The sequence below is a fragment of the Thermococcus thermotolerans genome (assembly GCF_024707485.1).
GTDB lineage: Archaea > Methanobacteriota_B > Thermococci > Thermococcales > Thermococcaceae > Thermococcus > Thermococcus thermotolerans.
Map to the genome: position 1 here is coordinate 1,747,811 of NZ_CP102602.1, position 13,751 is coordinate 1,761,561.

16 protein-coding genes and 1 tRNA gene are annotated in these 13,751 nt (G+C 53.1%); 10 read left to right on the forward strand and 7 right to left on the reverse strand.

The window, feature by feature from the left end; all coding sequences use genetic code 11:
- Nucleotides 1-42: 42 nt before the first annotated feature.
- Nucleotides 43-258, reverse strand: coding sequence for a helix-turn-helix domain-containing protein (locus NUS69_RS09890; protein ID WP_055428457.1), 216 nt, complete (start codon nt 256-258; stop codon nt 43-45).
- A 108-nt stretch (nt 259-366) separates the two neighbouring features.
- Here NUS69_RS09890 and rlmD point away from each other — a divergent pair, with 108 nt between their 5' ends.
- A complete protein-coding gene (rlmD, locus tag NUS69_RS09895; RefSeq protein ID WP_258083595.1) occupies nt 367-1,620 on the forward strand; it encodes a 23S rRNA (uracil(1939)-C(5))-methyltransferase RlmD in 1,254 nt (417 codons plus the stop codon).
- A gap of 69 nt (nt 1,621-1,689) precedes the next feature.
- On the forward strand, nt 1,690-2,115 hold the full coding sequence (lrpA, locus tag NUS69_RS09900; protein WP_258083596.1) for an HTH-type transcriptional regulator LrpA: 426 nt from the start codon (nt 1,690-1,692) through the stop codon (nt 2,113-2,115).
- Between the two features lie 126 nt (nt 2,116-2,241).
- Here the strand turns inward: lrpA and NUS69_RS09905 are convergent.
- Together NUS69_RS09905 and NUS69_RS09910 are read right to left on the reverse strand one after the other, a co-directional pair.
- Nucleotides 2,242-2,319, reverse strand: a tRNA-Gly gene (locus NUS69_RS09905).
- A 44-nt stretch (nt 2,320-2,363) separates the two neighbouring features.
- Nucleotides 2,364-2,966 carry a class I SAM-dependent methyltransferase gene (locus NUS69_RS09910; protein ID WP_258083597.1) on the reverse strand — a complete coding sequence of 201 codons (603 nt, stop codon included), beginning with the start codon at nt 2,964-2,966 and terminating at the stop codon, nt 2,364-2,366.
- Between the two features lie 100 nt (nt 2,967-3,066).
- On the opposite strand from NUS69_RS09910, the gene NUS69_RS09915 reads away from it, so the two are divergent.
- From NUS69_RS09915 to NUS69_RS09950, 8 genes are all read left to right on the forward strand, one after another.
- Nucleotides 3,067-3,702, forward strand: a complete 636-nt coding sequence (locus NUS69_RS09915) for a hypothetical protein (protein WP_258085089.1) — start codon at nt 3,067-3,069, stop codon at nt 3,700-3,702.
- A 216-nt stretch (nt 3,703-3,918) separates the two neighbouring features.
- Complete coding sequence (locus NUS69_RS09920; RefSeq protein ID WP_258083598.1) at nt 3,919-4,290, forward strand: hypothetical protein; 372 nt, start codon at nt 3,919-3,921, stop codon at nt 4,288-4,290.
- Nucleotides 4,291-4,294: 4 nt separating this feature from the next.
- Nucleotides 4,295-5,320, forward strand: coding sequence for a hypothetical protein (locus NUS69_RS09925; protein ID WP_258083599.1), 1,026 nt, complete (start codon nt 4,295-4,297; stop codon nt 5,318-5,320).
- Nucleotides 5,317-6,351, forward strand: coding sequence for a hypothetical protein (locus tag NUS69_RS09930; RefSeq protein WP_258083600.1), 1,035 nt, complete (start codon nt 5,317-5,319; stop codon nt 6,349-6,351). Before NUS69_RS09925 ends, NUS69_RS09930 begins: the two co-directional genes overlap by 4 nt.
- Complete coding sequence (locus NUS69_RS09935) at nt 6,348-7,937, forward strand: PEGA domain-containing protein (protein WP_258083601.1); 1,590 nt, start codon at nt 6,348-6,350, stop codon at nt 7,935-7,937. Before NUS69_RS09930 ends, NUS69_RS09935 begins: the two co-directional genes overlap by 4 nt.
- A 4-nt stretch (nt 7,938-7,941) precedes the next feature.
- Nucleotides 7,942-8,712: an ABC transporter permease gene (locus tag NUS69_RS09940; RefSeq protein WP_258083602.1), complete on the forward strand. Its 771-nt coding sequence runs from the start codon at nt 7,942-7,944 to the stop codon at nt 8,710-8,712.
- Nucleotides 8,709-9,146: a hypothetical protein gene (locus NUS69_RS09945; RefSeq protein WP_258083603.1), complete on the forward strand. Its 438-nt coding sequence runs from the start codon at nt 8,709-8,711 to the stop codon at nt 9,144-9,146. Before NUS69_RS09940 ends, NUS69_RS09945 begins: the two co-directional genes overlap by 4 nt.
- Nucleotides 9,143-9,805 (forward strand): ABC transporter ATP-binding protein, encoded by a 663-nt coding sequence (locus NUS69_RS09950; protein ID WP_258083604.1) that lies wholly within the window; start codon nt 9,143-9,145, stop codon nt 9,803-9,805. The genes NUS69_RS09945 and NUS69_RS09950 overlap by 4 nt, the downstream gene beginning before the upstream one ends.
- Here NUS69_RS09950 and NUS69_RS09955 read toward each other — a convergent pair.
- The 4 genes from NUS69_RS09955 to NUS69_RS09970 all read right to left on the reverse strand — a co-directional run bounded on the left by NUS69_RS09955 (nt 9,802) and on the right by NUS69_RS09970 (nt 13,736).
- On the reverse strand, nt 9,802-10,098 hold the full coding sequence (locus NUS69_RS09955; protein ID WP_258083605.1) for a DUF2103 domain-containing protein: 297 nt from the start codon (nt 10,096-10,098) through the stop codon (nt 9,802-9,804). The genes NUS69_RS09950 and NUS69_RS09955 overlap by 4 nt on opposite strands.
- Before the next feature lie 31 nt (nt 10,099-10,129).
- Nucleotides 10,130-11,836 (reverse strand): archaeosine synthase subunit alpha, encoded by a 1,707-nt coding sequence (gene arcS, locus NUS69_RS09960; RefSeq protein WP_258083606.1) that lies wholly within the window; start codon nt 11,834-11,836, stop codon nt 10,130-10,132.
- 9 nt (nt 11,837-11,845) lie between these two features.
- A complete protein-coding gene (locus NUS69_RS09965) occupies nt 11,846-12,748 on the reverse strand; it encodes a coiled-coil protein (RefSeq protein WP_258083607.1) in 903 nt (300 codons plus the stop codon).
- Nucleotides 12,749-12,893: 145 nt separating this feature from the next.
- Nucleotides 12,894-13,736: an SDH family Clp fold serine proteinase gene (locus tag NUS69_RS09970; RefSeq protein ID WP_258083608.1), complete on the reverse strand. Its 843-nt coding sequence runs from the start codon at nt 13,734-13,736 to the stop codon at nt 12,894-12,896.
- Nucleotides 13,737-13,751: the final 15 nt, after the last annotated feature.

A 13,751-nucleotide genomic window follows, 5' to 3' on the forward strand; every position in this document is an offset into this window, starting at 1 on the left:
TCCGGGCCTCCATCATCGCATTATTTAAAAATAATTTGGGAGTCAGATGAAATCCTCTATGGTCTTTGCCCTGACCATTATTGAAGCCTTGTTCTGGCCGTAGAAGACCTCCACCAGACCGTCGGATTCAAGCTGTTTGACGGTTTTGAGAACCGCGGGCATTGGTGTTTCAAGCTCGGCACTCAGGGCCTGGAGCGCCACGGCCCTCTTTTTGGTGGCAAGAACCTTATAAACAACGTCCTTACGCCTGCCGAACATCAGGGGCACCAATATTCAGTTACTCATACCACCTAAATAAACCTTCTGTGGACAGGATTGGCACATGTACAAGGGCAGGTTTATAAAGCGACTGCTGAAGAGGGAATCATGCGCGGGATCGTTGAGAGGCTTGACAACGAGGGACTGGGAGTTGTGAGGCTTGGAAAGAGGGATGTCCATGTTCCCTTCACGGCACCTGGCGACGAGGTGGAGGTAAGGAGATGGCGAAAGAGGAAGAGAACCCTCGTGGCGACCGATTTTGAAGTGACAAAGCCTTCTCCGATGCGGATTGAGCCGAGGTGCCCCCACTTCGGGACATGCGGCGGGTGCCTGCTCCAGCATATTCCCTACGACGAACAGGTCAGGTTCAAATCTGACAAGTTGTCCCAAATTCTGGGTTTTGATGTCAATGTTATCCCGTCATCAGTGATATATGGTCACAGAAATCGTATTGATGTTGTTATTTCGACAAACGGTATCGGCTTCAGGCGGCGCGGTACGTGGTGGGACGCTGTCGATATTGAGGGGTGTCCCGTCTTCGGCGACTCCAGCCGGAAGGTTCTCCGCTCCCTGAGGGACTTCATAGAGGACTTTAAACCGAGCCTGTATGAGATCCGCAGGAACGAGGGGTTTTTGAGATACATAGTTATCCGGGAGGGCAAGTTCACGGGAGAGCTTATGGTGAACCTCGTCACCTCGGAGGGTGAGCTTCCAGCGGAGTTCCCTGAATACTTCGACTACGCCACCTCGGTCTACTGGAGCGTTAACAGGACCAAGAGCGATGTCTCCTACGGCGATGTGGAAAGGTTCTGGGGCTCCGAGTTTATACGAGAAAGGCTCGACGACGTTACCTACCTCATACATCCCAACAGCTTTTTCCAGACCAACAGCTATGGGGCGGTCAACCTCCTCAGGGAGGTGGCCAAACTAATTGACGGCGAGCGGGTGCTCGACCTGTACTCTGGCGTTGGGACCTTTGGAATATACCTCGCCAAGCGGGGCTTTAGCGTGGAGGGGGTGGAGGTCAATCCCTTCGCCGTGGAGATGGCCAATAAAAACGCCCAGCTGAACGGCGTTGAGGCAACCTTCAGGATTGGAGAGGACAAAGATGTCGAAAATCTTTCGAAATACGACACGGTAATCGTGGATCCGCCGAGGGCAGGGCTGCATCCGAGATTGGTAAGAAAATTCTTAAAAGAGGGACCGCAAACCATCGTTTACGTCTCCTGCAATCCAAAGACACTCAGAGACAACCTGAATGTCCTCTCCGAGAAATACTCCGTTGAGAGTGCAGTTGGCCTCGACATGTTCCCGCATACACCCCACGTGGAGACGGTTGTCAAACTTAAACTCAAGGTTTAACTTTAGAACCAATAGGTTCAAAAACTTAATATACTTAGTCTGCATAACATTGAACAGAGGTGATGAAAAATGCTTGATGAAAGGGACAGGATCATAATAGAGATGCTCACCAGGGATGCCCGTACTCCTTTCACGGAGATAGCCAAGGTTCTGGGCATCAGCGAGACAGCCGTCAGGAAGAGGGTTAAGGCCCTTGAGGAGGCGGGGGTGATAAGGCAGTACACCGTTGTCGTTGACCCGTCGAAGCTCGGCTACAACCTGGTCAGCCTGACCGGGGTCGATACCCTCCCCGAGAAGATATTTGAAGTGGCCAACAAACTAAAGGAACTGGAATTTGTGCGTACCGTCTACCTCACCAGCGGTGACCACATGATAATGGCCGAGGTATGGGCCAAGGACGGGGAGGATCTCTCCGACATAATCTCCAACAGGATAGGCAAAATCGAGGGCGTTACAAAGGTCTGCCCCGCCATAATTCTCGAAAAGCTGAAGTGAGCTTTTCTCTTTTTGGATTTTCTCGGTTTTTATCCTTCATGGGTGATATTTCCATAGATTGTTTTTGGAGAAGACGTCGTCCCAAAAACTGTTGAGTCTAGAAAAGATGCGTTCACCAGAATATTCTGGTGCGGTGGCCGGGATTTGAACCCGGGTTACCGGCTTGGGAGGCCGGTGTCCTAGACCAGGCTAGACTACCACCGCGCTGTCCAGCCCGTAATATAAGGCATCCTCGGACTTTAAAAGTTTTATCCCTCCTTTCTCCCCACAATAAGCCTTACAATCCCGTGGTAGCGGCTCTCCTCGTGCTCGACCTTGAAGTACTCTCCCACCAGTCTGTGGGTTTCCCGGAGGGTGTTGTCCTCTATTAGCCACCCGAGGAGAATGTCAAGGGGCTTGAGGAAGAGCCAGTTGATCAGCTTGCAGTCGCTTTTTGTGTGTTCGAGGAATACCACCCTCCCGCCCGGCCTCAGGACGCGATGGATTTCTTTCATCGCCTTCTCCGGGTTCGGCACAGTACAGAACACGAAGGCGCTCACGACCGTGTCGAAGCTCCCGTTCGGGAATTCAAGGTTCTCGGCGTCCATGACGTAGAAGTGGGCGTTCAGGCCGAGTTTCTTGGCCTTTTTCCTGGCGGCTTCCACCATCTCTGGGACTGCATCAACCGCGTGAAGTTCAATGGTCTTTGGATAGTAGGGAAGCATCAAGCCCGTCCCCACACCGACCTCCAAAACCTTTCCGGAAACAAAGGCGGCCGCCTTCCTCCTCAGGGGGTCAAAGAACCTCTCAAGCGGCCCGTCTATGCGCTCGTACTTCTCGCCCAGTCTTGAATACTTTTCCCTAAAGCTCATACCATGGAGTCCGCCTTCGGGATTAAAAACTCTAACTGGGCAGTTCCGGGAAGTCGGCAGACTTTTAAGGCCTAACCCTAAAGCTCCCCCGGTGATGCTCATGCCGTACCTGATAATCGAGCACCTTGAGGAGCTGAGGGAGTGGGTTCTGCTGGAGTACCGGCACGCGAGCGAGTGGTGGGGTGAAAAGCTGATATTCACCAACGTTCTCCCAGAGGAGGGGGAAGAGCTGGCGAAGCTGGGGAGTGTGATAACGGCCAGTGTTACCGAGTTTCCCTTCGACCGCTCGAAGCTGATAATCCTCGATCCCTTCGCAGAGGAGGAGCTGAAGCCGGAGGACATCGACGAGGACAGCATAATCGTCGTCGGCGGAATACTCGGCGACTTCGAGTTCACGGGGAAGACCAAGAAGTTCATAACCGAGAAGATCGAGGGCGCGAAGGCCAGGCACATCGGGAGCGTGCAGTTCTCCATAGACGGCTCGGCGATAGTGGCGAAACTGATAGCAGAGGGAAAGAGGCTGGAGGAGATCGAATACGAGCTGAACCCCACGATAAAGCTCGACGAGTTCAGCGAGATAACGCTCCACTACGCTGTTCCAAAGCTCGATGGAAAGCTCCTCCTCACGCCGGGACTGATAGAACTTCAGAAGAGGGAGCTCGGATACACTGAGGCTGACGATGAGGTAAGCGACGAGGAGCTTGAGGCGTTCTTTGAGGGAAGGGGAGAGATTTAAGTCACTCTCCACTTTAACATTTTAGGTTCATTGAGGGTTCGATCCGAGACTTTTTGGAAATCAAATACGTTGGTTACTTAATTCTGGTTTGTTACTGTACAACCGGCACTAGCTGTTTTTGCATTCACTAACTCAGGTGTATTTAACATAACTTTAAAACGTAAGACTTATAAGGTCCGGCACGTCATTACTAATGCCCTCAAAGGGGGTGCTACCATGAAGCGTAGGATACTGCTCGGAGTCCTCCTGGTTGGAGGACTGTTGATTGGCCTCGTGAACGCCGCAGGCAGCAACGCCTCCACCCAAAGCTGCTGGACGCCATGGGACCACAACAGCGACGTTAGGCAGTGGAGCGACAACGAATGGGTCTGGGCCGGCATACACGGGCAAGTACTCGTATGCAACGGCCAGTTCAAGATGGTCCTCACAGACACCGTCTACGGAACAGCCACAGCAAAGGGAATGGAATGGTATCAGCCAGAGCATAGAGTTACTTCTTCTTTTGCATATTACAAGGTAGTTTACAAGAGGTACTCTGAGCCATACAAAGACACTGCAATAGCATACCTACCTAATTACTGGAGGTGAATTGATGAAAAATATCTCTCTTTTATCTCTTTTTTTTATTATCCTCGAGCTTGCTGTATTATTGATTTCTCCAGTGTCGTCTGTTCATACCCTGTCCTTAGAGGGGGTTTATTTAAAATATGCCCTGCTAACTCCCGACAATCCCCAAGAATATGATGTTAATATCTTTGAGGTTTACCTATCCCAAATACCAAATCAATCCCGGGATTTAATTTTAAAACGTCTAACTGGTACAGGTGCAGATGAGCTTGTATCCTTAGTGGTTCGGGGAAACGTATTTCTGACGTTCAGGATATTGGATGTGCAAAATGAGACTGCACTTGTAAACACCACTCTCGAACTTAACGATGTCTGGATTTACAACAGATATTATCTAAAGAAGATTGTCATGTCCACGACCCTCACATTAGATCTTAGACGCATGGAGTACATAGATAACAACGGTTCAGTACTCGGAAGGCCAACTTTTCTTGTCTTTCCAGAGAATCTGCCCCTCAAAGGAAGTCTACTGGTAAATATGAGCCGTGTCGGGAAATTGGGTGCTGCAACCCAAGACATTCTCGTGGACAATGTATCTTATTCTTTGTGGGAGCATACAAAGTTAAACACATACTATCGCACTTTTGAACCCCCATATATCCACATATCCAGCTCACAGGTTCCTTTCTACTGGAAACTCAGTGACGGTTATTACTCAGCTACAATTTGGAGTAACTACATCTATGATTTTGATACTGGGGTCTTGATAACAGGATCTTTTGATGTAACTCCAGAGTTGCTGGCCCTCGGAGTAATAAACGGCGATAGTTATGATTATTCAGCCGCCGAAAGGAATGAGAGGCTTAAGGATCGGGGCGGAACCCCCCATGGGCTCTGGAATCCTGGCTTCAACCTCTACGATACTAACATTAAATTCCCTGAAACTTCTTCCACAGCAACCCCAAGAACAGGAATGAAGTACTTCTTCGCGGCTTCACTAGCGCTCTTGGTCATCGCTGCAGTCCTTAACTGGAGGTGGAGAAGGGAATGAAGAAAACCACCATTGTTATCCTAGCACTCTTGGCAGTCTCAGCAACCACATCCCCAGTTTACTCGCTCCCATATTGGTTCAAAGAAGGAACCTACATCAAATACGCAATGAAAATGCCTGAAAACCCTGAGAAAAATGAGGTAAACATCTTCATGATCTGGCCAAGACTCCTCCCGAAGGACACCTACAACAGAATTAAAAAGACCTCTAAAGAAGATGGCAGTCCTTTGGAGATTGACAACCGCACCCTGATATCTCTCTTCGTTACGGGCGATTCGTACCTGACTTTTGAAATCCTCAACGTCACCAACGAAACGGCTCTCGTGAGGGTTACGCTTGAAATGAACAACGTGAGTGTGAGGCCGGGTGAAATCATTCCCCGCTTGGTTCTTTCGAGAGTCCTCCGCTTAAACCTGAGCGATATGGTGTATTATGAGGAGGATGGTACCCCAATCGGGCCACCTACGTTCTTCATAAATCCTGCCAGCCCGCCGAAAAAGGGTGATTATCTCCTCACCCCGGCTTTTATGAAGAAGTATGACCTTAAGGGGGATGATATCGTCATAACTAACGTCTCGTTCACGTGGATGGAGGACAAAATCCTTCACACCCACTACAGGGACTTTATCCCACCCTACCTGTTTGTTGAGAGCAGGGGGGCATACGTTATTGATGATCTAACAAGAGGTGAGGGCCATACCATAATAACTGAGCTGATTTACGAACCGGACACGGGTGTTCTTATAGCAACGATTTTCACGGACATGACATCAGAACTAACAAGTTTGGGGGTTATAGGAGCGATTGCTCTTGACAGGGTGAACTCACGGAAGCTTCACAAGCTCATCGATGAGGGCAAGGTGGATAAGGAGTGGTATGCTCAAGGTTTCAACCTCTACGACACCAACGTCAAGCTCCCTGACTATGGAAGCGGACGTTCACCTTCGACGCCGGTTAAGTACTTCTTCGTCCTCTCGCTCGTCGTTCTCGCTATGATAGCTTTGTGGACGGAAAGGAGGTGGAAGCGGTGAGGTGGAAGCTCATTTTCCTGGCGTTTTTGGTGGCCGGTCTGCTCGTTCCCCCGGCGTATTCAGCCGAGGAAAGCACGATGGAGAGGCCAGGCTACCTGTCCGTTGAGGCGCCCGGAACCGTGGCTGAGATAGTTGGGGTGGGCTCTTATGCCACTCCCGTTGGCCTGGTGCTCAAGCCGGGAAACTACACCGTCAGGATAACCGGAAACGTCACGGTGGTTGCCAGGGTTTCGGTGGTGGCCGAAAAGGCCACAATAATTCGCGTGAACCCCGCGGGGATTGCGGGGGCAGTTTCGGGGGAAGGGATAGTGTTGATAAGGGCAATCTTCAATGAGAGTGCCAACTACAGCCGGGAGAAGCTCAACCCGCCTTTCAATCCGTTTGCATTCCCGGGTGGGTGTGGAAGCAACTCCGGGTATCTCAACATATCGAACCCCTACCCGATGGGCCTCGCAGTGCGGGGAAGGGACGAGGTGTACATAACCCTCAACGGAACCTTCATGCACATTGGAGACGATGACGGGAAACCCTGTATTTTCTACGTCGAAGTGTACTCAGGAGGAAGCGAACGGCAGGAGAGCGTCAGGAACGCCACCTATCTCGTCCCCTGGGCGCGGCTGGAGATAACCTCGGTTCCCGAGGGCCTAACGTTCTACATCAACGGAGGCCACAATAGATACATCTTCTACACCCCCATGGGCCTCTACGTTCCAGCGATCCCCCACGATGTCCACAACGCCACCGCCGTCGGTTACTATGGGACGATACGGATTCCGGTAATTCACAGGCTCGACACCCACGTCGTTGGAATCGCGGAGAACCACTACTTAATCGAAAGCGTCGTGAAGGTTGCTCCCAACGAAACCCGCCACATCAACGTGGACATGGAAAAGGTGAAGTCCGCGCTGACTGTGGAGAGGGAAGATTTGAGAGCGGTTTCCCTTAAAGTCGATTCAGAGCCGGGCAACGCTTCCATAGTGGTTACCGACGGGGTTCTAAGGGCCTTTGCCGTCACACCCACCACGATGTTCCTTCCTCCCGGGAACTACACGGTCATAGCTTCGAGGGGCAACCTCTCGGCTAAAGAATCAGTGGTTCTTACGGGGAGCGCGAGTGTTTTCCTGAAGCTCTCCCCTGCCAGCGCGACACTCAACCTCGTGACGTATCCGGGCAACGCGACGGTGCTCTTGAACGGCAAGGAGGTCAATGTCAAAAACCTCACCCTCAGCCCCGGGCGATACAACATCACCGTGAAGGCTCCCGGTTATCTCACGAAGAGCCTGGAGGTAATCCTGGCCCCTAACGAGTCAAAGGCAGTTGAAGTAAACCTGGAGAAGAAGCCCGCGGTGGAGGATCAGGAAATCGTCATCTCGCCCCCTTCGAGCGGAGCGGAGGACATGAAATCTGGGGAAATGGCTGAGACCGACGAGAAAGACACTTCCGACGACACTCAAACCCTCCCAGCGCCTTCCGTCGATGATGTTCCCAGTACATCGAGAAGGGACAGCGGCTCTCTGTGGATCAAGCTAGCCCTTTTGACTGGAGTTGTCGCGGCCGTTTACCTGGCCCTGAGGGTGAGGAGGTGAGGCAATGCGGGCACAGATAATGTGGGAGCTTGAGGATCCCTACAACCTCATCGTCTTCATCTTTGGCTTCATCATGCTCGGCATCACCTTCTTTTCCGGCCTGACGAGCAACGATACCGTGTTCATGGTGGCCGGGCCGGAGGGCGTAATAGTTTCCGAATCGGCCAAGAACATTGGCCTCACCCTGCCAAGGCTGGGAGTCGAGGAGTACACGATCTTCGCGCTCACCGGAGCGTTGCTGGTCTCGCTGATGCTCAGGTACGATAGGGACACAAGGGTTGCCAGGAGCGTCTACAGCTTGCCCATCAGGAACCACTCGGTGGTCCTTTCGAAGGCACTCTCCGCGATGATACTGCTATTCCTCGCCTCAATCCTACCGGCGTTCCTTGCTTTCATCTACATTCACGGGGACGTTCCCGAGCTGATCAGAAGGGCGCTCTTTGGAGAGGGCTTTTTAGCGGGCTATCTCCTGTACTGGGCTATGATGGTGCTCTACGTGGTGTCCATCTCGGCCCTGGTGGCTATGCTCTCCCCCAACACCTTCGCCTCCCTCCTCGGGAGCATCACACTCCTCTACGTGCCCATCGTGCTTAAACTGAGGAGCCTTCCTCCGGCGGTGATCGACAACGCGTTCTTCAAGGCATATACAGCTCAGTTTTACCCCTCCGACAGGATAGCGGCGTTTCTTGATGGTTCCTTCTACGTGGGGCTTCTCCTTCCGGTGGTGATGCTTGGAATGGCTCTCATAGTCAGCGAGTGGAGGGACGTCTCATGAGGCTCCTGAAGGCGGTGCTGCTTTCCATAGTCATCATGACCGTTCTGGTGTTCCCGATAGAGAAGAACGCGCTGACCCAGCCGATTTCCGAGGTCGTTCTCATGGGGCAGGGAATCATCGTGCCCTCCTCGGGAATGGTCATGCTCAGCTCCAGCGCCGACGAGGGAACCGAATACGCCATCAGGGTCTTTGATCCGGAAAGCGGAAGGGCGGTCCTTGAGAGAAACGTGAGCGGAAGCTTCAGGGGCAGGGTTATGCTGGAGCATTCCGGCCCCTACTACTTCTCGGTTCAGACCATGACACCAGTAACAATGGCGGTGAGGGTCATAAACAGATACCCATCGGTAATGGTGCTCAACATCAGGTACGGCCTTGGTGGAGTGAGCGCCCTTATTCTGGCGGCGATCCTGCTCGTGGAGGGGAGGAAAAGATGATAACCGCGAGAAACCTCACCAAGCGCTTCGGCAGGCTGGTGGCGCTGGATTCAATAAACTTAGATATTGACGAAGGACTAACGCTGATACTAGGCCCCAATGGCGGTGGAAAGAGCACCTTCCTGAACCTCTGCTCCGGCCTCTACAGGCCGAGCGAGGGAGAGATCAGGGTCCTGGGGGAGAACCCCTGGAGCAACGACGAACTGAGGAAAAGGATAGGCGTCTCCTTCGACCCACCGGCCCTTCCGAAGCACAGGACGGCCAGGGAATGGCTCAACTACCTGGCCCAGGTCAAGGGACTGGGAGAGAGCGAGGTAAGGGAAGCCGCGGAGCTTTTCTCCGCGGTGAATTACCTCGACAGGAAGATGGGGGAGTACTCTGCTGGAATGCTCAAGAGGATCAGCCTCACCCAGGCGTTCCTCGGGAGGCCTGAGCTGGTGCTCCTCGACGAGCCCCTGGCTAACCTGGATCTTGAGGGCATAAAGGAAGTGGCGAAAGTAATCGGGGAGCAGGCCAAGGAAGGAACCAACATGGTCGTGGTGTCCCACATCTGGCGCCCCCTGGTGGAGTTCGCGGATAGAATAGTTGTGATAGCAGCGGGAAAGGTTGCGCTGACGGGAATCCCGGAGGAGGTGGTGCCAAAAATCGAGGAGATTTAACCCTTCCACTCCCCCACGAGCCTCTCTATCTCCCTCCACACCCTCTCTCTGTCGGCTTTGTCAACCACAAGAAACACGTCTTGGACTGAGCCGTCGCTCTTGGCTATCAGCTTCAAACCGGTTGCCGTTTCCCTTGAGACCTTTATCTCAAAGCCCCTAGAATCGCTGGCGTAGATCCTGCCGGGGATTACCTTCTTAACCCCGGGTATGGCTGCTATCCTCTCCAAGGGCTTTTCAAGACCCTTCAGGAAGTGGTGCTCCCTCTTGACGCCTTTCTTGAAGTGCTTTGGCATGTGTGGAGAATTGAAGGGAGGTTTTTAGGCCTTACGCCCTCTTCCTCACCTTAACGGCGACTCCCTTCTTTGAGCGAACCATCTCCTCTCCGGCCAGAACGGCCTTCCCGACGCCGACAACTTTCTCATCCCGGACTATGCCGACTATGTCGTCCGGCCTTATCGCCGGGTCCGCCTCGTCAACACCGATTGCGAAGACGTCACCGCGAAGCTCGAAGTCTATCCTCACCCAGTAGCTTCCAACGGCGTCATATATCCTCTGCATTCCATAGGGAGTGACGCTTATCACTCCGTCCCTGAAGGTTCCCGTCTGCTGGTTGTCCACGAAGAGGCGGAGCATCTTGGAGCCCTTGACTTTCCCGCCGTCCGGCAGAACGGCCTCTCCGGCACCAACTCCGAAGTAGAAATCAAAGACCTTCCTTATGCCCTCGAAGTAGCGGTACGTCCTGTCCTCTTTGGTACCCTCAAGTTCAAACTCCCTCAGCGTTTCTGTGAGGGATTTTAAGCTTTCCCTGCCCGTCGTGCCGTTCCTAGCTTCCGTAAAGGTTATCTCCCTTCCGGAGAGCTCGGAGGCGAGCTTTGCAATCTCGACGTAGGCTTCATCCAGGTGCGCTATTATCGGAACGTCCTTCGGGTACTTCTCAAGGGTTTTTGCGAGGAGTTCGGCGGCGGGCTTAATCTCCTCCTCGCCCCAATGGCCGGTAACTACTATGTCGTACTTTGCCAGCCATTCCCATTCTCTTGGAACCACACCGAAGGGCGAAGTCAGAATCAGCTCGTGGACTCTGGCTATTCCTGAGCCGAGGGCTTCCTTAACCGCCTTCCGGTAGAGGGTGTGAGAGCGGGAGAAGGAGTATGGCTTCTTGGCCGAGCATGGGAAGAGGAGAACCAGTTCAGTGTTCTTCGGCGGGACGAAGCGCTCGGCAACTCTCGAATGCCACCTCTTAACTTCCGGTCTCCTTATCGAGGCGTCGCTTATGAAGTAAACCGTCTCCTTCTGGAGTGGAGTGTACTTCTCAAGGTAATCCGGATGCTCTAAATCCGCTATGCGGAGTATCCCGGCGTGGTACTGGGTGTTGAAGAAGTTCTCAACGAGGTAGCGGAGCTTTCCCTCCTCCAGGGCTTTCCTCACAAGGAGTATAGTCTCCCTGGCGAAGTCGAGGGAATTGGGCTCCTTCCCCCACAGGAAGGGGCTGTACCCGGTGAAACCTTTGCCCTCGAAGTCGTAGAGCTTGAGCGAGCGGGTGTCGAAGGCATCAACTCCGAGGTAAACGGCGAGCGGATAGAAGAACGGCTCCAGGTCGGCTATTATCATGGCGTTGGGGAACCTCTCGCGGAGCTCCCGAAGGATTCTCACGAAGTAGCGGTACTCCCTCACTAGAATCTTTGAGTTTCCGAGGTAGACGGCATCGAAGTTATGGCGTTCAATTATCTTGAAGAACTCACCTAAATACTCCGTTCTCCTCAAAGCTGGTAGGTAAAATGCGTTGAAGCCCTCGTAGTTTACGCTCCAGAGCCTTCCTATGGCCTTCTCTATTACATCGTCCGGCGTGTAGAAGCCGAGGGGTATAGAGGGAGCCAGATTGAAGTCGTACTCCCCCGGTTCAGAGGGGTGGAAGAAGGAGTTGAACGGGGATAGTGTGAAGTCTACCCCCACTAGGGCTGGAGTTCTGAAGGTGTGCTCCCCGAGCCTTACGAGGCCCAGCCTTCCAGGCCCTTCGTGCCGGATGACTTCCATAGCCAGGCCTCAGACGAGGTTGTACCTCTGGAGGAGGAGCAGTTCGTCGAGCGTTAGCTTTTCCCCGCGCTTGAACTTCTCAAGGGCCTCAACGGCCTTCTCGAAGCTGGCGTCCTTCTTCGAGCGCATCCTGGCGACGAGCCTGTAGGCTATGAGTTCCTTGTGCCTCTCGTCGTACTCTCTTATCTTCTTCTCGATCTCGCGGAGCTCCTTCCTGACTTCCTTGATCTTCTCCCTGAGCTCGACGACCTTGGCGTGGTACTCGTCGGCTTCCTTTTTGACCTCGTCGGCCTGGTTGAAGGCCTTTATCATCTGCTCGTGGAACTGCTGGCTCTGGTTGGCGAGCTTCTGTATCTCCATGCTTATGCCCCTCCTGGCCTTCTTGAGCTGGTCCACCTTCTTTCTCGTTTCGACGAGCTTGTTGTGGAATCTCTGGGCCTGCTGGATTATCTCAAGTTCAGTTGCGAGAACCTGGATCTGGTCGACTATCTGCTTCTCCCTGTCTGGGGTTATGTTCGGGTTGGTCTGGAGCTCCCACTCCAGCTTCTCTATACGCTCCTGTATTTTCTCCGGCGGCATCTTAAGTCTGCGAAGCTGGTTGTACTCGTCCCTCTTCGTCCTGTACTCGAGTATCTCCTGGTAGAGGAGGTCGAGCTTGGCGTTTATCTCCTCGCGGTTCTTCTTGAGCTCCTGTATCTGCTGGTTGATTTCATCCCTCTTGGCTTTATACTCGCGCCCCTTCTGACGCAGTTGCTTGACCTCGTTGTTCTTTTCATCCCTCTTCTGAACCCAGATTTGAAGCTCCTTCTCCAGCTCATCTAGTTTGGCCCTTATCTCATTTCTCTCCTTTTCAAGGGCCTCTATCTCCCTCTTGATCCTCTTAATTTCCTCTGGATCCACTTTCACTTGCATCTCTCTTCCCCTTCCCTATTTTTAGAACAGCCCGTGAGCTTACTCCAAACATCTGGACTGAAAACGGTGAGAGTAAATAAAAACTTTTTGGCTGAAATTTTGCGAACAATTCGAAAAAGGTTAAAGTAATAGAAAACCCGGCACTTCAGGAGCTCTCGCCCTTCTGGGTGTAGGGCATGAACTCCACCGTGCCCCTCTGCTTTGTTGGCTGCCTGTAGAGCTCCATGAGAGCATAAACTTCATCCGGAACATCTGTTTCAACGTGAAGGCCGAGCTCCTTGGCGTGCTCGTATGTAATAGGGTAGTCGTGGGTCCACCGGCCCTCGGTGAGTATCTGGGCCAGTTCTCTGGCTTTCTCCTCGCCGTATCTGTCCTTCAGGAGGCTGTAAACGAAGTCCCGAACCTGTTTGATGGCCTTTTCTGCCACGTCGGCCAGGATGAGTGTCTGGTCGTCCACCTTGTCAACGCCCTTTCTCTCGACGGCCCTCACTATGCTCGGCCCGGGGTACTGGCCGAGCTGGGGGTCAACCGGCCCCAAAACCGCGTGCGGATCCATTATTATCCTGTCCGCGGCGAGGGCGATGAGCGTTCCGCCGCTCATGGCGTAATGGGGAACTATGACACGCGTTTCAGCCGGGTGGTCGTGCAGTGCCTTTGCTATCTGCGTTGCCGCGAGAACCAACCCTCCGGGGGTGTGTATTATGAGGTCTATCGGCTTGTCCTTGGGAGCGGCTCTAATAGCTCTGAGCACCTCCTCGCTGTCCTCGATGCTTATGAACTTGTAGAAGGGTATTCCGAAGAGCCCGACGCTCTCCTGCCTGTGGATCATCGTTATCACGGTTGAGCCCCGCTTTTCCGAGAGCCTCTTCAGTATCTTGGCCCTGGCTAGCTGCAGGCTCCTGTACTGCATCTGGGGCCACAGGAGGATGTACATGAAGAACAGCCACCACAGCAGGGAGCCAAAGAACCCGGTCGTCGCGTCCGCCATGTCATCACCGGATAA